This is a genomic window from Paenibacillus germinis, from assembly GCF_013141785.1.
In the GTDB taxonomy this organism is placed as follows: Bacteria; Bacillota; Bacilli; order Paenibacillales; family NBRC-103111; genus Paenibacillus_E; species Paenibacillus_E phytorum.
This window is the reverse complement of the sequence record NZ_WHOC01000191.1, coordinates 1-25,371: the sequence shown is the minus strand read 5'-3', so window position 1 is coordinate 25,371 and position 25,371 is coordinate 1. Positions and strand designations below refer to the sequence as shown.

Annotated in this window: 14 protein-coding genes; 4 read left to right on the top strand and 10 right to left on the bottom strand. The window is 42.1% G+C overall.

What is annotated here, in order from left to right:
- Positions 1–268: 268 nt before the first annotated feature.
- The 5 genes from GC102_RS40470 to GC102_RS37245 form a co-directional block, all read right to left on the bottom strand.
- Complete coding sequence (locus tag GC102_RS40470; RefSeq protein ID WP_171693986.1) at positions 269–2,110, bottom strand: heparinase II/III family protein; 1,842 nt, start codon at positions 2,108–2,110, stop codon at positions 269–271.
- 140 nt (positions 2,111–2,250) lie between these two features.
- A complete protein-coding gene (locus GC102_RS37260) occupies positions 2,251–3,756 on the bottom strand; it encodes an ABC transporter substrate-binding protein (RefSeq protein ID WP_171693985.1) in 1,506 nt (501 codons plus the stop codon).
- A 113-nt stretch (positions 3,757–3,869) separates the two neighbouring features.
- Positions 3,870–4,772, bottom strand: a complete 903-nt coding sequence (locus GC102_RS37255) for a carbohydrate ABC transporter permease (RefSeq protein ID WP_171643288.1) — start codon at positions 4,770–4,772, stop codon at positions 3,870–3,872.
- 13 nt (positions 4,773–4,785) lie between these two features.
- Entirely contained in the window at positions 4,786–5,700 is a 915-nt protein-coding gene (locus GC102_RS37250) for an ABC transporter permease (protein WP_171643289.1), read from the bottom strand.
- 195 nt (positions 5,701–5,895) lie between these two features.
- Positions 5,896–8,184 (bottom strand): helix-turn-helix transcriptional regulator, encoded by a 2,289-nt coding sequence (locus GC102_RS37245; protein ID WP_171693984.1) that lies wholly within the window; start codon positions 8,182–8,184, stop codon positions 5,896–5,898.
- A 1,173-nt stretch (positions 8,185–9,357) separates the two neighbouring features.
- On the opposite strand from GC102_RS37245, the gene GC102_RS37240 reads away from it, so the two are divergent.
- The gene (locus tag GC102_RS37240) at positions 9,358–10,209 is read left to right on the top strand and encodes a sugar phosphate isomerase/epimerase family protein (protein ID WP_246321345.1); all 852 of its coding nucleotides are present in this window, start codon (positions 9,358–9,360) and stop codon (positions 10,207–10,209) included.
- A gap of 16 nt (positions 10,210–10,225) precedes the next feature.
- Complete coding sequence (fdhA, locus tag GC102_RS37235) at positions 10,226–11,440, top strand: formaldehyde dehydrogenase, glutathione-independent (protein ID WP_171693983.1); 1,215 nt, start codon at positions 10,226–10,228, stop codon at positions 11,438–11,440.
- Positions 11,441–11,618: 178 nt separating this feature from the next.
- On the opposite strand, the gene GC102_RS37230 is transcribed toward fdhA, so the two are convergent.
- From GC102_RS37230 to GC102_RS37210, 5 genes are all read right to left on the bottom strand, one after another.
- Positions 11,619–12,887 (bottom strand): Gfo/Idh/MocA family protein, encoded by a 1,269-nt coding sequence (locus GC102_RS37230; protein ID WP_171693982.1) that lies wholly within the window; start codon positions 12,885–12,887, stop codon positions 11,619–11,621.
- 313 nt (positions 12,888–13,200) lie between these two features.
- Entirely contained in the window at positions 13,201–18,417 is a 5,217-nt protein-coding gene (locus GC102_RS37225) for an OmpL47-type beta-barrel domain-containing protein (RefSeq protein ID WP_171693981.1), read from the bottom strand.
- A 139-nt stretch (positions 18,418–18,556) separates the two neighbouring features.
- On the bottom strand, positions 18,557–20,137 hold the full coding sequence (locus GC102_RS37220) for an ABC transporter substrate-binding protein (RefSeq protein WP_171693980.1): 1,581 nt from the start codon (positions 20,135–20,137) through the stop codon (positions 18,557–18,559).
- A gap of 61 nt (positions 20,138–20,198) precedes the next feature.
- Complete coding sequence (locus tag GC102_RS37215) at positions 20,199–21,074, bottom strand: carbohydrate ABC transporter permease (protein ID WP_171693979.1); 876 nt, start codon at positions 21,072–21,074, stop codon at positions 20,199–20,201.
- 12 nt (positions 21,075–21,086) lie between these two features.
- Positions 21,087–22,064, bottom strand: a complete 978-nt coding sequence (locus GC102_RS37210; protein WP_171693978.1) for an ABC transporter permease — start codon at positions 22,062–22,064, stop codon at positions 21,087–21,089.
- Between the two features lie 239 nt (positions 22,065–22,303).
- Between GC102_RS37210 and GC102_RS37205 the strand changes: the two genes are divergently transcribed.
- On the top strand, positions 22,304–24,589 hold the full coding sequence (locus tag GC102_RS37205) for a helix-turn-helix domain-containing protein (protein ID WP_171693977.1): 2,286 nt from the start codon (positions 22,304–22,306) through the stop codon (positions 24,587–24,589).
- 161 nt (positions 24,590–24,750) lie between these two features.
- Positions 24,751–25,371, top strand: a 621-nt coding sequence (locus tag GC102_RS37200) for an AraC family ligand binding domain-containing protein (RefSeq protein ID WP_281367750.1), incomplete at its 3' end; no start/stop codon positions are given.

Here is a 25,371-nt window from a genome sequence, read left to right as displayed (position 1 = left end):
TGACGCTTTGCGATTACACACCGGTTGCAGCCTTTACTTCCCTCCTTGCGGCGTTTAATCGTCGTTGTATGCCCTTATTATTGGGGGAAAATTGTACAAATAACTACTGTAATAAATGAAAAACACTCCACTTTTCTCCCGTACAATCCCGAAAACACTGTATTTTCAACTAAACATGAAAAAAGAAAAGCTTTCCGGGCACTTATACAATGGCCAGCTTCCGGGGCGTACCATATTGCTCGCAAGCCTGGAAAGCGAGACGCCGGATTCAAACAATTTCGAAACGAAATTCAGAGGCTATCTCCGGTTTCAGATTTTTACAGTTCAATAACACACGATAAAACTGATGGCTTACATGGTAATGATTAACTACCGTTATAGTCTCTACGTCCACATTCCACGCCTCCGGATCGTAGTTCAACATCACAGGGCCTATCTGAAGTCGTCCTGAACCTGCCTCTTGGGGCAACCTACTACTGATGAACACTTCCTGAAAGGATGCGGGCACCTGGGAAAAGGCCGCCTTATCTGAGATGACTAACTGAGGAATCTCATTCTTGGATCGGCTCCATACAAATTTACGAGTGAAACGTTTCAATGAAGCGCAATCATAAGCTTTTGTTAGATCCAGCAGGACCTCAACTTCATTTTCTGATATTTCGCTGAACAGAATCTCCGACCGGTACGATTTTCCAAACCCTTGTCTGCAACCGTCTACGATAGGGACAGAATGACCATGAGAGCCTGCATTGATCAACTCATACCGATACTTAGGTTGAAAATACTGTTTGGTATAGACACCAATGCCGGTGTCTGCCAGTACATTCTCGCCATCCACATGGATTATAAAATGCCCCAAATCATTATGGTTGTGTGGCTCTTCATTATATCCGCCTTTGGCAGCAAAGGCATACGTGCGTCCTTCCGCATAGCTGACTTTGGAAATCACCCACTGATTACCGGTGAATATTTGTTCCCGAATCCCTTGCTGATTTTCTTCAGAAACCAGCCGGTCCGGTGACCATAGCATGAGTCTGGAGGCATCGAGCCAACTGCATGCAGACGGGTCCAACCAATAGGCATCGGAGGGCAGTTGAAGTGCAGGCACATAGCTTTGCAAGCGATGAAGGAGTCCTGTACTCATCCGAACTTCGTCGGCTGAATCCGAGAAATTGACCACTTTTCCGCCGGACAACATACACAATTGAGGGAATTGCGATATGCTTCCTACCTTGGCATCCTCAAGGAGCGAGATTCGTCCTTGTGTACGCTCTTTCAACAATTCAGCGAAATAAACAAAATGAGAGAAGCCGTAATGCCAGTACGCCGGTCCCTCCGGGGTCGCCCCTTGCTCGTCAAAGCCTGACAAGTAATTTCGGAGTACACCAAGCACACGCCAGATCATACCTGCAAGTTTCTCGCTATCATCGATCAAGTAAATCGCTGCAGCTCCAATGCTGGACGAGCAGACTGCAGGCCAATTATTGGTTTTCAGCTCCCAGTTTTGAGGAAGGGGGCTATGGAAATAGACTTGAAATATGCGCCGATCGATCTCTTCCTTCACGCGATGGACGACCCACGGGTGCAATCGGTCTCCCTGCAAATGGACGATTTCCGCAAGGCTGAATGCGGTCATAGCAGCATTCAAATCCACGGTTTCGCGCGGCGGGACTGGCTGATCCCATATGCCGTTCGGATAATCGTTATGATAAAGCCCTATATGCGCAGGCAGCACCCATGTATATTCATTACATTTACCCCAAATGGCATTTTCCAAACCCGTCTTCCATTCCGGTCTGTTCTCGGTTATGGCAAGCATACTGAATGCATAGAGCCCGGCATCATATTGATTTAGCTTCGTCTGATAAATTCCTCTGTCGCCCGAATCGCCAAAAAGGGTAAATTCGGAGAAAAGCGGCGGACTAGGCGGATTTTCCATTACTTGTCTTGCCTGTTCCTCTTGCTTTAACCAATAAGATTGATATCTGGCATTTTCCCTTGCCCTCTTCCAACGTTCGGGAGATCTTGCTTCCGCGAATAGCGAATAGGACTCGTGCTTCGTTTCTTCCAAAGCATTCTTCAGTTGCCGAAGCGTCAATTGATTTAACACGTTAGTAACCCCCATATCAAGGAAATACATTAAATAATAGATGCGGATCAGACTGTACTTCCTATAAAATGAATCATGCTTACGGCAGCATAAGCTGTCTGATCACCGTAAGCATGATTCTTCAATTATGCATGAATGTTTTACTTTGTTTTCTTCCAATCATCCAACTGTTTCTGCATTTCAGCAATGACCTTATCACTGCCCGCTTGCTTCAACTTGTCTTGGAATTCTTTTAATTTGTCGTCGGCACTCACAGTACCCGTTGTCAAACCTGGCAGGTATTGGTCGATAACAGTAGCTATATTCGCAATTTCTGCAGTGACTGGGGTATTGTCGAATTTGTAACCCATTAGTGGAGATGGTTTAGCTGTCTCGTTTTCTTTCTTCGTTTGCTCCACAACGCTTGCGTCCGTACCCTCAACGAGCGAGGCATTAAACGTGTTGCCGAATACCCAGCTAGCGTTAGGGTTATAACCAGCGTCTTTGTTTATTTTAATAACGTTATCGGATACCTTCGTATAGTGCTTTCCTTCCAAACCATAACTGATTGTGTTATAAAGCTCTTTATCCGTATTCAACAAATTAATAAACATCATCGCACGATCCGGATTCTTGGAAGTCTTACTGATCGCCTGCATCGTCGTGATGATAGAGCCTGTGTTGGCGAATGTTTCTGTAATTGGTACATAAATAATATCTTGTCCGCCGTTTGCTAATTTTGTTGAAACCTCGCCGCCTGGTTTAAGAACGTTGTGGTATTGGACTACAGCTTTACCTGTTTTCTCGATGTCCGCTTTATTTTTGAGCGTCGCGGCGTTGTCATTGATATAACCTTTATCATGCCAGCTTTTCATCAAATCCAAATATTGTTTAAATTGTGGGGATTCATAGTAATTAATCACTTTGTCCGGATTCTTGAGATCAACCCCGCCAAAATTACCTGTAATTCCCTCCAGCCCGTAAGTCCGCATCATGTTGCCGAATCTTCCGAGACGATCGCTGAGGAACGGAACGACATCCTTGGATTCGCCGGCTTTCACTTTCTGTAAGAAAGGTTCAATATCTTCAAGCTTTTTAATGGAAGCTGTGTCCAAGCCGTACTTGTCTGCGAACCTCTTTTGAATCATAAATCCTTCTTTATTCGTCACCGTTTGATAGTTTGGAATTCCATAGATTTTCCCTTGAATCTTGGTTGCATCCCAGACGAATTGCGGCATTGACTTTGGAAGTGTAGGCGCATTTTTGCTGATTAGATCGTCCAGGGGCAAGAATGCTCCTTTGGATTGATTTTGCACATAGTCCCAGTTCCAGTTAGACACCCAAGCAATATCGTAATTTTCACCGGAGGCAACGACCGTATTCATCTTTTGCTTGTAGTCTGCGAATGTTTGCGGCTGCAGCTTGACAGTCGCATTAATTTTCGCCTTCGTAATTTTATTGACGGCCTCTTGCACGGTTGCCAGATCCTGCGGAATGGCGCTCAATGGGAAATTCCAAATCAACTCGACAGGAGACAATTCTGCTTTTGCCGTCGAAGTCGGACTCGTTGTTGAAGTTCCGGACTTCGTACTGCCACCGCCACACGCCGTTAAAACCAAAGCCATACTCATAGCCCCGGCAGCTACCTTAACCAATTCTCTTTTCAAATCGATTACCCCCTACTAAATGTTTTTTCGAACTGATGTAAACGCCTACATTTCATTTATATCAATTGCAGCTCCGCTAATAGCGCGCTGCAATGTGATAACGATCGTCTTAATTAACCCTTAATTGCACCAACCGTAAGACCGCTGATAAAAAATCTTTGGAACATCGGAAAAATAATCATCATCGGACCTGCCGCGAGCACCGCCATGGCCATTCTTGCCGACAGACTCGGGAAGTCCGCCATATTGATGTTGACATTGACCGTACCGATATTATTGGACAAGAAATCAATTGTACTCATAATGCGATAAAGCAGCAACTGAAGCGGGACCAGGTTAGGGTTATCTATGAACAATAAACCCAGCCACCAATCGTTCCAATACTGGAACGAGATGAACAGCCCGATCGTAACGAGAGCGGGAATCGACAATGGAAGCACCATGGTGAAAAAAATGCGCCATTCATTCGCGCCATCTATTTTAGCAGATTCGAAGATTTCAATCGGGAGTTTATCCATAAAGCCTTTCATCACCAGGATGTAAAACGGACTGAGCAAATAAGGAACAATGAGCGCCCAGAACGAATCCTTCAGGTGTAAATACTGCGTGACCAGTATATAAAACGGAACAAGTCCCCCGCTAAACAAACTTGTAAAGAAGACGTACATGGTCATGACCCGGCGATACCGGTAATCGCGCCTCGAAATCGTATAAGCCGTTAAGCTTGTGAGCAGTAAGCCGATGAACGTTCCAATAACTGTGACCAGAATCGTTATTCCATAAGCATTCAGCAATGCATCAGGAGCTTGCAAAATGATTTTGTAGGCTTGTAGGCTAAATACCTTCGGAAATAAATGATACCCTTTTTCGAGGAGAGATTTTTCATCCGTTAACGAAATGGATATGACCAGAACAAGTGGAACGATAAAAGCCAGAGATAATAGACAGAAGAACACATTGATTACTCTCGCTGACCAATTAGATCCGTTTCTTTCTAAGCCGACCGAATTTGACATAGACATTCCCCCCTTACCAAAGCGCATTATCCTCGTTTATTTTTTTGATAACCCAGTTAGCGAGCAAGACCAGAACAAAGCCAATGACGGCTTGATAAAGCCCGATTGCGGTAGACATACCAATATCGCCGACAACCTTGAGCGAACGGTACACATACGTGTCGATAACGTCTGTCGCGTTATACAGGAAGCTCGTATCGTTAGGGATAAAGTAAAACAAGCCGAAGTCGGAACGGAATATTTTACCCACATCTACGATGAATAAGATGACAATCAGCGGCGTCAGCAATGGCAGCGTGATACGGCGTATCATTTGCCACTTGGAAGCGCCGTCAATCCGGGCAGCTTCATAATAGCTCGAATCAATGGAGAGAATTCCCGCGTAGTAGATGAGCGTAGAGAACCCAACCGCTTTCCAAATTTGAGTCAGAACAATAATAAATGGCCAGTATTGCGCTTGCTCATACCATTTAATCGCCTCTTGTCCAAACATCCCCAGGATGACATTCATAAATCCATTCTGATGGTCGAGGAACCCGAATACGACGTAGCCGACAACCACCCAAGATAAGAAATAAGGCAGGAATAAAACCGTCTGATGCAATTTTATCCATTTTCTCGAAATTTCGTTCAGCAGGATCGATAGCGTCAATGCAATAACCAACGTTAAGAGAATAAAAGAAACATTGTAAAGAATCGTATTGCGTGTAACCGTGAATGCAGCATCCGATTTAAAAAAGAACTGAAAGTTTTTAAATCCTACCCATTCGCTTCCCCATATGCCAAGATCGTACCGATAATTTTTGAAAGCAATCACTAAACCAATCATGGGCAAGTAATTGAAAATCAATTTATACAGAATTGCCGGCAATGACATGACGAACAATTCCCGATTACGCTTGAAGTGTTTCCACTCCGTCTTTAGCATTTGCTCCCCTCCTTGTGTGTTCAACCTTTGTTGTATGCCCTTATTATCACGATAAAACTGTATAAATTACTACTGTAATAAATGAAAAACGCTCTACTTTTCCCCCGCACAATACCGAAAACACTGTATTTTCAATAAATCCCCCGTTTATCCATAGAAAAAAAGCTTTCCAGGGGCTTATGTGCCCTAGAAAGCTTATTCATCGATGACTCTCTTGAAACGGTATTCTTTCGGCGTCGTACCAAACTTTTTCTTAAAAAGCTTAAAAAAATAGCTTTCATTACTATAACCGACCATTTCCATAATACGATTGATGCTGTAATCGCTGGTTTCTAACAATAGCAGCGACTTCTGCAAGCGGACATCATTCATGTATTCACTGATCGATTTCGATTCATACAATCTAAATTGTTTACTCACATGTGCAGATGACAACTTCATTGCGGTAGAAATGCTTTGAAGGCTCAAATTCAAATCTTGATATTGTTCCTCGATCATTTCTTTGATGGTATCGATCAAGATCTGATTGGACTGTACTTTGACATCTTGGGAGCGCTGCTTCTGAATTTCTTGAAAGATCTCCAGAAAAAGGGCATATATCGGTTCCAGTGTTTCCTGCTTCAGTACGTACTGAAACTGCCATTTTAAGTCCAAATTGATTTGCCTGACGGCACGGCTATTCATTTCCCTCACCGCGTTGTTGACTAGAGCCAATAAATGCAGGATCGAATACATCATATTGTTATAATGCATTTCTCTTGATTGTTGAAACAATAGCTCCAATTGTTCTTTATAATCCTTTTCTTGGCCAGACATAATCGCTTCGGTAAATTTTTTCTCAGCATCAGCCGGGAACTGAAACGTAATATTTTCTTTATTATTTTGTACGAGCTCTGGTGTAATAACACTTCCCTTTCCGAAGATCATTCGATAAGATGCATTTTCCATGACATGACCATATTGCTGTGATATCTGTTGATATGGATCCACCGCGTCCCCGATTGAAACGGTAAGTGAAATCCCGTAGTACTGAAAGAGGGTTTGTTGAAGCTCCTTCACTATTTTATTCAAGTCAACCTTTTGCTGCGTACCAACGAGTAAAACAAAATGATCATTTCTCATAGACACAACTTCACAACTCATGCTCTTGGATACATGCTCCTTGGCAATGTTGGTAATCGCGAACTTATAAAGTCTCTTCTCGGAATCACTCGTCTCTGATTCATATTCGTGGAAATCATCGATTAGCAGCACACACACACGCAAAGGCTGGCTTAGATCAATATCCCAATCGACCTGCTGAATTTCTTCCGGCGTAGGTAAACTTGCATCTGAAATAAGTCTCCTCAAAGCGAAGGTTTTGAGCGCATCTTTGGTAATATGCTCTTCCTTTTCGTGCTTAATTAATTTATGCATGGCTTCTTGATATTCCGACGATATGAACTTCAGTTCATCCAGATCGGACCGCGTTTCTAATCCTTTGCGGCGGTTACCTGACATTTGCTCCAACATATTATTAATCGGACGATACAGTTTATACGCAATTATAAATGAGCCTATTACTGAAAAAATTAAAAATCCTACGATGATGGCCAAAGAGATCGTTCGCATTTTGCTCAGCTTTCCGAGTACGTTGTCGTAGGGCTGTACGCTAGCAATAGTCAAGTGGCTTTTGCTCGACGACATGAAGCTTATTATTGATTTGTCTTTTCCTGTGCCATAAACAAAATAATCCTGTGTTTCACCGGCATTAATCTTGTCTTGAATCGCCTTCCTGATAGCCTCAGAGGCAGTATAATTGCCCTGCGGCTGTGTCACTAACGGAATCCCAGCCGTATCTGTAATAAAAATTGTACCTCTTATCTCCGCCGTAACTTTGTTAATATTATCAATGTTATCAAACAGCCAAGACGGCTTTGCTGTAACAATCAACTTACTTCCTGCCCTATTTTCATAAAGAAACATCGAGAATACCGGAGTAGCCATTGTTTCATTTGCGAGCGGGACAAATGTCAGCATCGGAATGTCTTTCTGAGAATGAATGTACGTATCGATCACACCGTTCATTCCGTCATCCTGACAATTAAGGCTGCTCAAGGTCGAATAATAACAACCCGTTTTGGCATTATAGATCGTTATACTTTGCAGAAATGATGAGTTCGTAACCGTTTTTTCAAGTCTGTTTAATTTTTGTACAAGCTCACCTTTATCCATATCTGCGATATTTGACAAATAGACAACATCTGGATCAAATTTTGTCGAAACAGTAATATTTTTCATAGTTTCATGCATATAGTCAATATTATATTTGATTTGCGACAGTACCTTTAAGTCCGCTTGCTGCTGCATTTGGATCATGGTCTTGTCCGAAATGTAATAAAGAAGCGTAGTACTTACAGATAAAAACACCACCATCAGCAAAGTAATGGAAAGAAGCAGCTTAAACAAATACTTTCTTGACTTATACATACGAAGTAGTTTCATATTCGGCCTCTCTAACTATTATGTCTAAATCAATGTTATCCATACTCATACTTATAGCTTAAACTGCTATCCTACCACAACTTTAATATACTTGACTAATATTATAATACCATCTCTATGTTTCATCAAATCGGACTGAATCTCTCAGACAGAGAACTTCAGTCCGATTTGATTATGGTAATTCTCATTTTTTCATGATGCCGATCATCCCCTATTTTCCTAATCAGATTCGGCTAACAGATTGTCAATTTCGGTCGCGGCACGGTCCAAGCCATCCTTGGCTGGCAGTTCACCCAAAAATATTTTACGCAAATATATTCCGCTGCTTACTTCCTTTCATAATAACCATGTTCTCGCCGCTTATAATGGAAGAAGGGCCGCTGCCGTTTGAAAAAGGAACAGGTATCGTCAGTTTAAGAGCTCGCTCCAGCTCCACATCATTCACATTCAACGGCAGCGAGTAAAATTGATTATGATAAAAGCCACGATCATAGTCTGCCGGCGGGATTTCGCACTAATTTCCTCGGAATTCAACCATTATTGGAAAATGCTTTCTGCACGGTATTATTCCTACACGTAAAGCAGGACAGATTATTATTACGGGACTGCGTACGTCGGACGGGATCGTCATCACCGTTTCCGATAACGGGCAAGGGATTCCTGACGCTCAGCTCGTTAGTCTTCAGTAAAAACTGGCCAGCGGGGTTAATTTAGAGGAAAAGCATATTGGTTTAAAAAACTTAAATAAACGGATTAAATTACTATTTGGCGATGAATACGGGGTGTTCATTTCTGGATATTTACACAAAGGCACAGCCGTATTTATCGTTATTCCTGAAAATAAAGACATCCATGACATCGTGTAAGTCGCATTAAATAAGAACAGCCGGTTAAGAGTCGCTTGACTCCTAACCGGCTGTTCTTACGATGATTGAAACATTGGAATTCAACTCCTCCAATCATTCATCTGATAATAGCAGCATTTCTACAACTAAATAGTAGACGATTTATATTGTTTAAACAATCAGCATAAAAACAATCTTCATAATAGCAGGATTACATGATAAATAAGCAAGATTATTACTTCATCTAATTTAAAATTCAATTTACACTATAGATTGAGAGATGGATGTCACTTACCATCCCATGACTTCGAGATAAGGGGCGAGAAACATGAACAATCAATTAGAAGTTCAAATGTCGTGGTGGGCCATGGATAATCTGGATGTTTTTGCAGGAAACGCACTGTCCGACGAAGCGAAAATAGCCTTAATCGCTAGCAATGGTTATGACGGCATTAATGGATTCCTTCCTTCACCAGAGAAAGCTGATTATTGGAAGCATCTATTAGACAAGTATCACCTTTCGTTCAGTGTAAACGCTTACCCAAGATCGGTTGAGGATTTGGCTGATTTCCTAGAAAGAGCAAAAGCCTTTGGTGGTATTGGATTTATTAATGCACAAGTCATGCAACCATTCATGACAGGTCAATCTGCCATTCAGCTCTTGAAGGGAATTGAGCAACTGTCTCAAGATGCGGGAATTCCTGTTTTCATTGAAACACATAGGGGTACGATCACCCAAGATTTAATACGTACCGTTGAGTACGTTAGGGAACTAAAGTCTCTACCTTTAACAATCGACTTTTCCCATTATATCGTCGCTGGGGAACTGCATACGGTTTCTCAAGAAGCGGACGAGTTACTGCTTTCGTTACTTTCGAACACTTCTAGTATACATACACGAATATCGAACGGAGAGCAAATACAGATTGACCCTGGTGAGGAAGAAAATCATCCGATGTTCTCCCATTTTAAGAAATGGTGGCAATTGGGAATGAAAAATTGGATGCTTCAAGCTAATACAAATGATGTATTCCCGGTCGTAATTGAACTAGGTCCACCACCATATGCAATAACGACGAATGAAGCAAGCGGGAGAAACAAAGAGATTAGTGACCGATGGCGGCAATCTCTGTACTTACAGCGTGTAGTAAGAGAACTATGGAGCACGATCAATCGATAATGGGAGGTTAACGAAAATGTCAGGAAACAGAGCTGTTGTATACAGTAAGCCAGGTAGTGTAGAGGTGAGAAATACGGATTATCCAGATTTGGTGCTTAAGGATGGTCCAGGCGTCAATCCATTGAATGTGGGTCGCAAATGTGAGCATGGCGTCATTCTTAAAGTCGTTACAACGAATATTTGCGGCAGCGACCAACACATGGTTAGAGGTAGAACGACAGCACCATCTGGCCTCATTTTAGGTCATGAAATTACTGGCGAGGTAATTGAAGTTGGACGCGATGTGGAATTTATTAAAAAGGGAGATCTCGTCTCCGTCCCTTTCAATATTGCCTGTGGTCGTTGTAGAAGCTGTAAAGAACGAAATACAAATGTATGTCTAAATGTCAATCCGGATCGTCCAGGTTCCGCATATGGTTATGTCGATATGGGAGGTTGGGTCGGAGGGCAATCGGAATATGTGATGGTGCCATATGCAGATTTTCAATTATTAAAGTTTCCGGATAAAGAACAAGCGATGGAAAAAATCCTTGATCTAACCATGCTTTCTGATATTTTCCCAACGGGTTATCATGGTGCTGTTAGTGCAGGTGTGCGTCCAGGATCAACCGTATATGTTGCTGGCGCGGGTCCAGTAGGTCTTGCAGCGGCACACTCTGCTCAGTTGCTGGGAGCTGCCGTTGTTATTGTCGGTGATTTAAATGCGGAACGTCTTGCACAAGCGAAAAGTTTTGGTTGTGAAACGGTTAATCTACGTGAAAATGGTGACTTGGCCGGACAAATTGATCAAATATTGGGCTCTCCTGAAGTGGATTCAGCTATCGATTGCGTAGGTTTTGAAGCTCATGGACATGGGAAATCTCATGGTGAAGCGCCAGCTACCGTGCTGAATTCAATTATGGAAGTAACACGCGCGGGAGGAAGCTTGGGAATTCCAGGGCTATATGTGACTGGCGATCCAGGTGCTGTTGACGAAGATTCAAAAATTGGTACACTAAAAATTCGTTTCGGACTTGGTTGGGCAAAATCCCATACCTTCGTTACAGGTCAGACACCTGTCATGAAATACCATAGAGATTTGATGATGGCTATTCTTAGCGGCAGAGCACAAATTGCTAAAGCTGTAAATGCAACACTTATTTCATTGAATGATGCTCCGAAAGCTTATCAAGATTTTGATCGAGGCGTTTCGCGGAAATTTGTTATTGATCCACATGGCCTTGTTAAATAATTAATCCCAATGAACAAAGTGGGCAGGCATAATGGAAACTACCTTGCTGCACTTTGTTCATTTTTTTACTGTCTTCCACAATGAGTTTCAGCCGCTCATTTACATAGCTGCGCCTCTTCCGATTCCACTCGTTGATCCCGTTACCAATGCAATTTTCCCACGTAAATCTTCCACATGCTCACCTCTTCAATTCATCTATATATTCAGGCATCGAAATAACACGGCTCTCCAAACGCGACTTCTCCGCGGCGAATGCAATAAGATGGCTTTTAACGGAAACATCTGCACTGGTAAGTCCTTTTTCCTTACCCTCACTTTGAACTAGGCGTACGAAGTCTCGCATAATACCCGTATCTCCACCCCCATGCCCTTCCATGTCCACTTCAAGATTAATGACTTCTGTCCCCCGAGTTATGAAGCTAGTCACTTCAATGATGTTCTTCTCCATATCGCCTCTGATCTGGCCGTGTGTGCCCATCAGCTTCACCGATCTGCCCCCTTCATAGGTAAAGGCACTCATCGTAAATGCGACTGTCACTTCATTAGCGAATTCCAAATTGACTACTTGGTGATCTACCACATTGTTATCGCAATGATAGACACATCTTCCGTAAGGGCCTTTCTTCAATTCGCGAAGTACACCCTCATCGCTCGTGTCATTGCTGACAACCGATCGCAATACTTCTCCCACCCAATCATCTCGTTCAATATACATTCTCGGTGCATAATATGGGCATTCATCCTTAACTGGGCACCCGTCCAAACAGTATCTAGGCGCACCCTCTGGTGCATTTTCTTTACGAAAATGGGTCAATGAGCCAAATGAGGAAACTTTCGTACAGTCTGCATCAACCAACCACTGTAGAATATCCATGTCATGGCAACTTTTTGCCAGAATCATCGGGCTCGAAACTTCCGAATCCCTCCAGTTGCCCCGGACAAAGCTGTGAGCTTGATGACGATGCTCCACATTTTCCGTATGTTGAATCGAAATGAGTTTACCTATTTTGCCATCTGTAATGATCTTTTTGATTGTCGCGAAAAAATCCGTATAGCGGAGCACATGGCAAATTGAAAATACACGATTATATTTCTCGGCATATTCGCCCATTATGATGCATTCCAATGGATCCGGTGACATAGGTTTTTCCAAGAGTACATGGTAGCCTTTTTGGAGCGCCTTAATCGCAGGTATAAAATGCATATTATCCTGTGTGCAGATCAAAATAGCATCAGCCAGTTTCGGCCCTGAAAGGAGTTCTTCCCAGCTTGAGAAACTGTTCTCATCTTGAATGCTGTGTGCTTTTTGAAAGTGTTCCCTTCGTTCAGGATCAACATCTGCAAAAGCAACGAATTGAATTTCCTCGGGATATTTCAAAGCATAGGGAGCATAGGCACCCGCACCTCTTTGCCCAGCTCCGATTAATGCTGCAGTAATTTTCTTCATTCGATGTCTCTCCTTTTATCTATTTAGGTTGATCGTGAATCGTATGAATTCGTCCTATCATATAGGAACTGCAGGCCCAGACGAACGCCATGCGTAATTCCTTTTTTTCTAGGTTTCTTCCACAATGATCGAGATGATTGTAAATGTTCACTACGAGGATAGGATGGTCTCGGAACTGTTCTACTGCGAATCGAACGCAGCCGCTCGCGGAATTTTTGAAATGTATCCCAAATCAATGTTCGGTATTCAAAAAGGGAGGATAGTAGAACTACCATCCTCCTGAAGTACTCGTATTGCAAATGGGTTGCTTTTCTTAATGATTTCCTGACTGATCATGAGGTACTGTGACGGTTACAGAAGTATCCGTTTTGTTGCCTGCTTTGTCGGTTGCCGTGTAGGTTATGGTATAGATGCGTCCTTTTTCTGCACGCAAACTAAATGAAGTGGCCGCAGCACCGATATTAGCCCCAATGTCACCTTCTCCGCTATCCGATTGATTGATCGTAATGGAGGTTAACACCACAGATGCAACACCTGACACAGCATCGCTCGAATTCAGCGTGGCATTAATCGTTACCATTTTATGATTCGCCGGCCATATCGACGTTTTATCTAATTGAACGGTTAATATTGGAGCCGTTTTGTCAATCTTGAACTCGATGGTTTTAATCGATTCTACATTGCCTGCTAGATCCGTGCTGCGATAACCGACCTTATAGTTCCCTTCACCAAAGGCAGGAATGGAACCGGTATAGGTAATCCAACCCCCGTCATTCACTTGGTATTCTGTTTTCGCCATGCCATAAACATTGTCACTTACAGATAAGCTTACCGTTACATCCGACGTATACCATCCGTTGCTGCCATTAGGTGTAGCCGGACTTAAAGTTGCGATACTTACGGGTGCAATCTTATCAATATTGCTTACGACAATGCTAGTTACATTGGATACGTTGCCCACCGCATCCGTTCCTCTTGCATACACCGTATCATTTGCCGAAAGGACAACAGGTACAGTATAAGCTGTCCATGTGCCGCTTTCGCCCACTTTGTATTCTTTCACCGCTGCGGCAGCCGGATAGCTGATCGTTACTGTAACGTCGTTGTTAGTAGGTGCTGTAATATCTGCAGCCAATGTCGCATCCGCCGGAGGTGTCATTTCAATTTCCACTCCGTTGATTGCCACTTCAAGCAGATCAAGGGTAGCGGAGTTACCGCCATCAGGAAAGTAAAGTCTTACATATTTGGATTCTGCTTGTACTGTGAAAATATTAGAGAAACCAAAGTAAGCGCCACCTGTCGGCGAAGTAACCGTGCTGATTGTATGCCAGTCTGCGCCATCTGCACTTGTCTGAATTTCAATTTTCTTCGGGGTGTTGAAATAGTTCTGGTTTGATGAGTTAAAATTAATTTCTACATTTTTGATATCGGCTTTATTCTTCAATTCAAATGCAATCCATGATGCTCCAGATCCAGAAACAGACCATTTTGAGCTGTCAAATAAAGTGCCTTCAATCAATTTACCATCAATGACTTTATCAGGTGTATTGCTGCCTTGAGTTCCGCTAGCTGTAACCGTTGCTCCTATAGCTACATTGTCATAAGGATAAAGATCCAGATAAACCCTATTGCTGGTAAATGTTTGACCATCCAATTCAACCTCAGCCCATATTGCAGCTCTTGTCAACTGAGTTACGTGTTTTGGAATAGCTTTACCATTAGCAAATGTAACGATGTCACTTTCTTGTATGGCAATCGGTTGGTATTTCGTTCCCCCGTCTAGATCGACGATACCAGATTTCATCGTGACTGTTGCAGCACCAAGTCCAATTGCGCCACCTTTTAAGGAACGTCCCTCAAGTCTGTAATTTAATACGTCATAGCTAGGAAACTCCCCGTAAACTTCCCGGTCCTCAATCCATAACGAAGCACCAATCATCGTATCTTTCACATAAATTCTGCCGTTCTTAATCGAAACGTTAAGAACATCCGACTTCTGAACACCATCATAGGTTCCGTTTACGGTAATAGATGCCGTACCATTGTTTACCGCATGAACGATACCGTTAGAATCAACCGTTGCTACGTTTTGGTTACTGCTGTTAAATGATATCATTCCTTGCTCGAAACGAACTTTCAATGCGGGATAAGTCATATATCCTTCGACATTGATTTGCAATGAGTCTAATGACAATTGTTTGCCTGTCGTAATCAAATTCGTGAGCTTATACTTTCTTTGGGGACTATTCGTAACTATTTTCACGATCGTATCCACTTGGTCACGCACTACGCCGGTTAAGTCAACCGTAACGCTCGTGCCAGATTGTGTAAAGTTTAATGGTTGATCTTCGTTGAGCCATGAAATGCTTGTAACATTATTATTCACTGGGCTAATGGTAAGAGAATTCCCACTGTACCCCTGTTTACCGTCTGGTCCAACCATCAGATGTAAATAAATATTGTTATCTCTGGAAGTTGCATAACCCCAGCTAGGTCCTTTGCCGCTTTCAAAATTCTTAATATTTCCTTTCCCGTCATCCGTATATCCGAAGCCGCTCAAGAAATACGGCATCGTTCCTGTCGTAGATTCATGTCTTTCCGGCTTGCCTTTCGGTGCAAACCATGCTGCGAGCCCTTCGCGAATATCGATAAATTCCTGCACCGATTTCGGGTATCTTGTTGCAATATCTTCTGGGCTATCCCAGTTGGGTCCCCGGCTCATCAGTGGCATCTGGTCGTTATTATCCACAAAGCCTCTGCCAGCATTCATGATCATTTCCTTTGCGACGATCCTATAATCATCTCGCCTTGCATAGTAAGGCGTGTAGTTATTTTTGGTCACAACCGATTTCCATGGTTCAGCAATGGTTCTCTTAGTCAGATTAGAGCCGCCGCCACCAGCAAACATACCGCTTGACTCAGAAGTTCTGAGGTCGGGATCACCATATTCATCCGTCCATGCATTTGAATTAATAATTATTTCGTCGCTATAGTTGCGCACAATACTATACATTACGTCATAATTGGCATTAGGCATCGCCTGAGGACCATCAAAATAGAGGTATGCTGGATCATAACGTAAAATGAGATCTTCAACATTCTGCACAAACACATCGGTGGAATTATGCGCTAAACCGCCACCCTCAGTTGCATAATAAAGACCAAATTTCATACCATAGCGTTTTACTGCTTCCTCATAGGGTTTAAGGCCATCTATAACCTTACCATTACCATCCTTCGGCAAATACAGATTGCGGATATGCAATGGATCTGCAAATTTTGACGGCCAGTAATAATTCTGTTGTAACGATTCCACAGAAACCAAGGAGTGCCCCTCTGCCTTCGCTCGTTGCGCCCACAGGTCAGCGGAATAATTGGGGTCTACAAACCAGTTGTAAATTGGAATACAATGGCTGAGGGCTGAAACTCTTCCTTCTTCAAACCACTTGTTGGGGCGATCCTGTACTTCAATCGTGAATGCCTTTGTTGCCGTGGCACTGTCGCTGTCTGTAACTTTAATAGTAAAGGAATATGTTCCCTGATCAGCATTGACGAAACCATCGATCGTTCCGTCCGTTTTCAGGGATAATCCACCCGGCAGAGCACCGCTCTGCACACTCCAAGCATAGCCCGGCTTGCCGCCGTTAGCTATAAAACGAAAAGGAGAAGCTGAAAGACTATGCTTAGTCGTATAGTTAGATACATTCCAAACATAAGGCCATTCTGTATAACCTTTTGGGAGCACATTTGTCGGCAGTCCGCTGCCTTCTTCACTGTCATCGCTGCTTAACTCACGTGTATCGATCGATAATGCACTGTTCTCACCTGTAACGGAATAAGTAAGGTTGTCTATTTTGTTGCCATTACTATCGGTAACACGGCCATAAAAACCGAAATAATAAACATTCACATCCTGCGCAATGGCCACTCCATTAGCATTCAAATCCTCTGTGTATGTGTGCTTCATCTGCAACAGGATTTTATTCCAGCCCGCCTTCAATTTAATATTTGCGATTGTCATATCCTTCTGTACTTCAGATGGTATTGACGGTTTGGTTACCGCGATATCATTGACAAACAAACGGTGTTGTCCGCTGGATCCAAATCGAAACTGGACACTTTGCGCGGTTGGGCTGTAAACGTAGGTGTGTGCATATGCATATTTGTTCCGAGTATCGATGCCTTTTTTCACGGTATAATAGCCGTACAAATCCTGATAATCATCATAGTTTCTGTTCCAGAGACGATCATCAAAGTACTCCCAGCTCTTGCTGCTACCATTGCCGGCAAGGGCTTCTCCAGCTTTCGGTATAATATGGGCTAGTGGTTCTGGGGCTACTGGATCCGGAATGTTCCCATCGCCGTCAAAAACATTGACTTCAGTAAAGCCCAGACCCACATTCTTATTATTTTTCTGTCCGTCGTGTACAATCAACAGTTCCACCTTAGTAACACTGTTTACTGGCTGTTCAAGCGTTGCTACGCCAGGGTTCTGTCCCATTGGATCGATATTGGTGATTGATCCCGTTTGTAAGACATTATTATTCGCATCCTTTAACGTGTAGTTCACCTTTTGGACATCCGATATACCTTGCGGCCAAGCAGCATTGTTTCGGTCAAATACCTCAATTTGTTTCACTTTGATCGGTTGATTCCAAGTCAAGTTTAACGTTGGTGCAGGATCCCAAGTCGGCCAAGAAGACGGTGCACCACCCGTATCCATCATCTGAGAAACCCACTCAGTACTCTTATTACCATCAATAGCGAATTTCGGTAACACCGATGAGGAATCAGTTCCGCTAGGGAAATTGGTAGCACTTGTTTTCCACGTGGAGCTTGCAGTCGCGGTGGCTACTCTAGCCCAGTTTCCGTCTATCGGTCTTTCAATCGTGTTGTCGGAAAGAGAATATGCATATACGCCTAACTCGCTGATACCTGTTATGCTTGGATATGGGATGAGGCCTTTATCAATTTCAACCTTCATTTCTACCACATTTTCAAGTGCTGTATTCGCATTGAAAACCGTTGGCTCAGCTGGATTGTTAGACGTACTATTCACTTTGATGGGGAGAGATGTTGTGCCATCGTTAAATTTAAATGTGAGGTGATAATACTGATTGACATGCCTGCCATCGCCCCACTGTGCAATCGTAACATTACTTATTTTTATAGGCGCTGACCACTTATAATTCAACCAAGGTGCATTGTCATTCTCAGTAACCCATTGATTTCTCGTGCTTCCGTCAGAAGCAAAAATGGGTGGATTTGTTGAAAAAGTCGCTGATGAAGCTGTAATTTGTGCCGTCGGTGCCAAATTTAGGTTCTCTGGAATGACTGTGCCATATAAGTCGTCCGCTACTGCCGTATCAAAGGGACCAGCTAACAGCCAGCTATTTATAAACGGCGCGTTACCTGGTGCCTGCTGTGCATCTACCACTGGAACATTCGATCCAAAGTTGAATATTCCCACTGCAATTGATGTTGCCAGATAAATGGAAAACATTTTTTTGACTCGCTTTTTCAGTTTCATTCCAAACCCCTTTTCATTTTAATTTTTTCATTATTAGCATGGTCGCGACACAAGGCTCATTGTGAGCGTTTACAAACTTCTTTTTTTATCAAGCAGACTTCCTCTGTATTACGAGAAGGAAGTCTGCAGTGGTTGGACTCTATTTGTTTGTAGCTTTCCAAGCATCAAGTTGTTTTTGCTTTTCAGCGATGATCTTGTCTGAGCCAGCTTGTTTCAATTTATCAATAAATTGCGGCAAGTACTTATCAGGATCGATGGAACCTGAAGCTAAAGCATAATAAAGCTCAGCAATAGCAGCATCGGTGTTCGCCTTTTCAGCCTTCACAGGTGTAAAGTCAAATACAAATCCTAACGCATTGGAAGGTTTGGCATTTTTATTAAGATCTATCCACATTTGCATAGATTTTTGATCGTTCCCTTTAGCGTCACCCTCTGATAAATAAGTGAGTGTCATATTGCCGAATTCCCAAGGAGCAAAGATTTGGTATCCGCCGTCTTTGTTCGTTTCAATCCGGTTAACATCGACTTTCTTGTAATGTTTACCCTCAACTCCCCAGACAAGTGTGTTGTACACCTCTTTGTCGGTGTTAAGAAGATTGAGGAACATCATAGCTCTTTCTTTATTTGGCGAATTTGCAGAGATGGCCGTGATCGTTGCTGAAGCTTTATCGGTTGTAAGCAGCGGCTTCACGAACTGGAAGTCATAAGACTGTATATCTGGATTGAAGCTGGACATTCTTCCTGATGGTGTCAAGCCAGCTTCTACAGATGCTATGGAGTCAATATCGATCTGGCCCATCATAAGTGCGTTCTTTCCAGCCTTCCGATCTGCTGCGGTTTCTTTTAAGGTTGCAGCGTCTTTCCTTAAGTATCCTTTCGTATACCAATCTCTCATCATCGTTACATAAGCTTTGAATTCTGGTGTCTCATACTGATTGACAACTTTGCCTCCATCTTTTAAGTAAAGATCTCCTGGAGTCTTAGGATCGCCTAAAGTCTCCATGCCGAACATTGGCGGAGCAGTAAGGAACGGATCGATCTGTTGGCTATATTCCCAAGGAATAAGATTAGGCTCGTTCTTCTTGACTGTTTCTAGGAAAGGGGTTAGATCCGATAATTTAGTGACGGACTTCCAGTCTATTTTATATTTATCCGCTACTGCTTTTTGTATTTCATAGCCGTACCCTGCGGTTGACTGTTGGAAGACTGGTACACCATAAATTTTCCCTTTTACTTTTACTGCATTCCAAAACATATCAGGAATACCGCTCTTCATGGCTGGATATTTAGCAATCAATTCATCCAATGGGGCATAAGCGCCATTCGCAACATTTTGAAAGTAATTGTTAAAGTTTCCTGCTGTCCAGACAAGATCGTAGGGCTCGCCAGAAGCCATGACGACCTTCATTTTCTCTTCGTAAGCGCCCCAATCAATGAGCTTAAGGTGAACCTTGGCGTTAATTTTCGGCTGAATAAGCTTATTCACGGCATCTTCTACGGTCTGCAAATCCTTCTGTGGCGAGTTCGGGAAGTAATACGTAAGCTCAACAGGCGCTAATGGAGTTGCTGTGGGTTGAACCGCCGCATCCGTAGCTTTCGGTGCAGGAGTTGCAGTCGTCGTCGTCGTTGTATCCGTTTGTTTTCCACATCCAGCGAGTGCGATAGAGAAACCAAGACTCAGCACACCAAGTGTCTTTGCCATCTTCTTCGTTCTGTTCATTGTCAGACCTCCATATTTGTTTATATATGCTATACGAGCCCAAGCCCGATAAAGCCACACCTTAAGATTTCACTGCGCCTAGCGTAAGTCCTTTGACGAAATATTTCTGCAAATAAGGGTAAGCAAGTACGATCGGCCCCACTGAAATGATACATGTTGCCATCCTGGCTGTCTCGTCGGGTTGGGCGGCTGCCGCCTTCGCAGTCAAAGCATTCCCTTGGAGGAAAGCGATGTTGTTCATAATGGACTGAAGTAGAAACTGCAACGTGTACAGCTTGCCGTCCTCAATGAATAATGCCGCAGTAAACCAGTCGTTCCAAAGAAAGACCGCAGTGAAAAGACCGATGGTTGCGAGCACTGGCGTCGATAGAGGTACCACCAGCTTGATAAAAGTATGAAACTCACCCGAACCATCTATTCTTGCAGACTCTATAATCGATTCTGGAATTGAGGCTTTAAAAAAATTCCTCATGATAAGAACATTGACCGATGAAACTAAGTAAGGTACGAAAAGCACATATAGTGTATCTTTCAGGTGAAGATACTTTGAGAGCAGAATATACCAAGGTACTAATCCTCCGTTGAACAATAAGCAGAATACAACTAAGAAGGACACGATATGCCTATACTTCACTTCATTTCTTGAAAGGCTATATGCAAACAAAGACGAGATAATAAGATGCAAAAGTGTACCTGCGAGTGTAACGATGATGGTGACAAGGAAGGCTCTGACTATGGGTGAGTTCCCATTAAGTATGAATTGGTAAGCATTCAGACTAAATTTCAAGGGAATGAGATGATAGCCGAACTGGAATATAGACTGCTCGTCTGATAAGGAGATGGAAAGTACAACAAGCAGCGGAATCAGACATAAAGCGCAATACACCATAAAACTTAAATTAATTACAGTGCTGGATATCGTAAATCGTTTGTTCATTCTATCACCCTCCTAAAACAATGCGCTGTCACGATCATAGAGTCTGATCAAAAAGTTTGATGCAAGAACCAGGACAAATCCAACGCATGATTGGTACAATCCTACAGCAGAAGACATCCCAAAATCGCTCATACTTTTCAAAGATCTGTAAACATAGGTGTCGATTACATTCGTGGTACTGAACAATACGCCTGACTCCTTGGGCAGGTTATAGAACAGTCCCCAATCCCCAAATGCAGCGTAAAAGATTTTCCCAGCCTGAAGAAGCAGTAAAGTGAGCGTGATCGGTACCAGCATGGGGATCGTAATCTTGATGGCTTGTTGAAACTTGCTTGCCCCATCCATTTTTGCAGCTTCATAATACTCGGTGGAAATCCCTGCAATTCCTGCCGCAAAAATGACCGAGAAGTAACCGATGTTCTTCCATACATAAGCCGCAGGTATGATAAACCGCCAATAGCCGGGTTCTGAATACCACAGAACAGGCTCAATTCCAAATGTGTTCAGAAAACTGTTTATAATTCCTTTGTCCATGCTTAGAAAAGAGAATAATAAATATTCAGCTACCACCCAAGACAAGAGATATGGAAGCAATATGATGCTTTTATAAGCTCCTGCAAGAAAGCGATTGCCTATCTCGTTAATCAGAATGGCAATGATAAGCGATAAACCGATACCTAGTACAATAAAGATTAGGTTATAGAAAATTGTATTAAATGTGATTTGAAAAAGAGCATCCGACTTGAATAGAAACTTAAAATTCGTGAATCCAATCCATTTACTCTTGAAAATCCCTTTAATCGGATTATACTCTTCAAAAGCGATGACAACGCCGAACATAGGCAGGTAATACATGACAAGAATGTAGAGCAGCCCGGGAAGCATCATAAAGTAAAATGTCTTATTCTTAACAAGCTCTCCTATTACAGGTATAGGGTGACGAACTTTTCCTCGTTTTTTGAATTTGTGTTGCAATGTAACATTACTCATTGGCATTCTCCTTAGGTAGGCAGTCTGAATTATTTTGGTACCCCCATCATAAGTCTCGTCTATCCAAATTGAACACAATAAAAAGGGATAAAACTACAATTTTTATAAATTGGATGGCTACAAAAATTAACAAAACTCTAAATAATAAACCTTTAATGGCTTTTTATTGAGATATTTAGGTGGATATAATACATTAAATGTACGTAAGAGAACGAAAATACGCGACGAGGGTGGTCAGCATGAATAGCGTGGTTTCTAGAAGTAAGATAAGTATCTATAAAAAATTATTAATTTCATTTATCGCTATTATCACGTCTTTGATTTTGGTGCTTTCTTCCTTGTTGTACTACAACTACACCACCTCAACCACATCAATGGTTAAAGACATGAACGAGAACATTTTGTCCAAAATCAGCTACAGTTCGGTCTACATGGATAATCTTGCTAAGAATTTTTGTAAATCACTATCCCTTAACAACTACATTATTGCTTTTGCAAACAGTAACAATGAAGATATTCTAACTTTTGGCAACGCCATCAGGACTCTGGATGCGCTCACGATCCCCAACACGTACATTCATTCCGCTTATATTTATAATAGGAAGCTTGACACTTTCATTTCAGCGCCAGGCACATTTTATTACAGTTCCGAATTCTTTGACCAAGAAATTGTTCAAGCTTTACATGTGGCCGAGCAAAAGAAGCTACCGATTCTTTATCCCATTCCACGTAAAATCACAAATCCAAATGGCACCCAGACTAAACTCACAAATGTCTATACGTATATTTTGTTAGATACGAGCGACAATCAAGCAAACTTTAATAATGCCATCGTACTAAATGTTGATGCGGACTGGTTGAGATTGACGATCACTTCCTTGGATAATAAAATGAGCAACGATGGCAATGAAATTATGGTTGTAGATGATAAAGGGGTCGTCATTAGCGAGTCGTCCCCAGATATGTTCATGGAAAATATTGCAAATCAAAACTACATGCATCAAATCCTTTCTTCAACAGCTCCTTCCGGCACGATCATCGATCAGCTTCATCAAAAAAAAGTACTTGTCTCCTATGTATCTTCCGAGATATTAAGGTGGAAGTTTCTGAGTATTACACCGTATGAGACCGTTTTTTCCGCAGTGAGAAGAAACACCTATATCACCTTATTATTCTGTCTTATCGTACTTCTCTTAGGCGTGTTCTTTGCCTTTCTCGCTTCAAGAAAGCTTTACCAGCCCATAGGTGCTCTCATCAATAAAACGAATGATTTGGAAACTATGCAGCGTGACAACACTCCCGTCCTAAAGAACGATTTCCTAAAAAAAGTGATAAACGGGCACGTTATTCTTTCCTCAGAGCGCATGGCTGCGAAAGAAAAAGAGCTTCTTATTAATTTGAATTTTAGAAATAAACTGTTTCTGTATCTATTGAAAATTGATTACTATCAAGATTTTGTAGCGAAGTACACGGATAAGGACCGATCGATTTACAAGTATGCTATTGCAAATGTAGCAGGAGAAGTTACTTCACAACATTATAGTAATGAAGTGATCGATATTGGAGCCGACCAATTAGTCGTTCTGGTAGACCTTACAGATTCACCTGATGCTCCAGACATCTTGTATGAAACGTTTGAGAGCATCGTGGCTGACATTCAGAGCCATAGCCATCAGTACTTTGACTTATCCTTATCGGCATCGCTTGGCTATGTTGTAGATTCAGCAGAACATATCAAGCAGGTCTATGAAGAAACATTGGGCCTTTCCATGTACAGATTGAAATATGGGCACTCTAGCATTTTGACTCCAACACTATTGCAAGAAGTAAATGATGTTGCCTTTATGTTTCCGGCTGCAAAGGAAAAACAGCTTATAGACGCTCTTAAGCTAGGAAATGGTGAAACCGCAAAGGAATTATACCGAGACATGATTAGAACTATGGAGCATGCCTCTTACGGCAACATTATCAATTCTATTATTTATCTGAGTTACTCCCTCCACACTTCCATGAATCAGATCGTCGAAGGGTCACAATCGAAGCTAAATTCAATCTCCATTGATTTTCTTAAACTTGTTACGGGGCTGGAGACATTGGATGAGCTCGAGCGATCATTTTTCAGTTTGTTCGATGACATTATTCATTTAAAAGAAGGTGCCAAAGACAAAAAGAAGAATGAGATCGTCTGCACAGTGGTAGACATGATTCAGAATATGTATCCCGATAAGAATCTTTCCCTAAGTAGCTGCGCAGATGCGTTGTCCATCTCTTCTGTGTACCTCGGCAAGCTGTTTCGGACTTCAACTGGTAAATCGGTAGCCGAATATATAACAACTGTACGTATGGAACATATGAAGCATTATTTAGAGCAGACTAACCTGCCTATTAACGATATTCTAGAGAAATGCGGTATTGAGAAGTCGAATTACTTTTATACGACCTTTAAAAAGCACTTCGGGGTTTCGCTGACAGAATACAGATTAAAGGATGTTAAAGTAAATCAAGACAGAAACACTTCCATTTAGTCGGTAAAGTTGGTAAAACCTAACAACAATGTCCAAAATTTAAAATAAGAAAAGAGCCATTGCTAACTCACATGTTAGGCAATGGCTCTCTTTCATTATATTAAATCTATCTGCTTTATAGTTACACAGTATTGCATGGAATTGTTGTTTTCTTGTCATGATTGATTAGGACATGTTATTTCTTAGAAGATGTAGAACTACATGAAATCCCCTATCGCTTCAGCTATCGCAAGATAACGACTGAGAATTATAAAGGATTCTACCATTGCCATCAGGGTATGGAATTTTTATATGTGCATCAAGGCACTGGGCAAATTGTGGTGAATAGCAAAGTCTACACGATTCAGTCTGGCACCTTCCTCTACCTGCAACCATATCAATTACATCACATTCAAGTTGAAGTTCATCCGGATGCCCCATTCGAACGAACGATTATCTCCTTAGAGCCCTCTATATTTGAACCCTATTTCGCTTCATTTCCACACTTGAATGCTTATTTTCAGCATTTATGGAAAAAGGAACTCGAAGAGCAGGTGCTCCAGCAAAATGATAATAATAGCTTTATCAGCCAATTATTTCAGCATCATCATGCAGGATTTTCCATATATCAGCACGATGCCAAACAGCAAAATTTCGCTTTACTCCTGCTGCAGATTTTTCAATTTCTCTATGTAAAAGGATTTGGAAATCCAATTGAAAATGGAAATGGATTTAATCCACATAGACAGCTTCGTTATTCTGAAAAAACCATGAATTGGCTAGAGGGGCATTATTCAGAAGAA

Bases quoted from the DNA above. Each gene is read 5' to 3' on its own strand.
- fdhA (WP_171693983.1), top strand. From the start codon at position 10,226: ATGTCAGGAAACAGAGCTGTTGTATACAGTAAGCCAGGTAGTGTAGAG.
- GC102_RS37255 (WP_171643288.1), bottom strand. From the start codon at position 4,772: ATGTCAAATTCGGTCGGCTTAGAAAGAAACGGATCTAATTGGTCAGCG.
- GC102_RS37245 (WP_171693984.1), bottom strand. From the start codon at position 8,184: ATGAAACTACTTCGTATGTATAAGTCAAGAAAGTATTTGTTTAAGCTG.
- GC102_RS37210 (WP_171693978.1), bottom strand. From the start codon at position 22,064: ATGAGTAATGTTACATTGCAACACAAATTCAAAAAACGAGGAAAAGTT.
- GC102_RS37215 (WP_171693979.1), bottom strand. From the start codon at position 21,074: ATGAACAAACGATTTACGATATCCAGCACTGTAATTAATTTAAGTTTT.
- GC102_RS37220 (WP_171693980.1), bottom strand. From the start codon at position 20,137: ATGAACAGAACGAAGAAGATGGCAAAGACACTTGGTGTGCTGAGTCTT.
- GC102_RS37205 (WP_171693977.1), top strand. From the start codon at position 22,304: ATGAATAGCGTGGTTTCTAGAAGTAAGATAAGTATCTATAAAAAATTA.
- GC102_RS37230 (WP_171693982.1), bottom strand. From the start codon at position 12,887: ATGAAGAAAATTACTGCAGCATTAATCGGAGCTGGGCAAAGAGGTGCG.
- GC102_RS37240 (WP_246321345.1), top strand. From the start codon at position 9,358: ATGAACAATCAATTAGAAGTTCAAATGTCGTGGTGGGCCATGGATAAT.
- GC102_RS37250 (WP_171643289.1), bottom strand. From the start codon at position 5,700: ATGCTAAAGACGGAGTGGAAACACTTCAAGCGTAATCGGGAATTGTTC.
- GC102_RS37225 (WP_171693981.1), bottom strand. From the start codon at position 18,417: ATGAAACTGAAAAAGCGAGTCAAAAAAATGTTTTCCATTTATCTGGCA.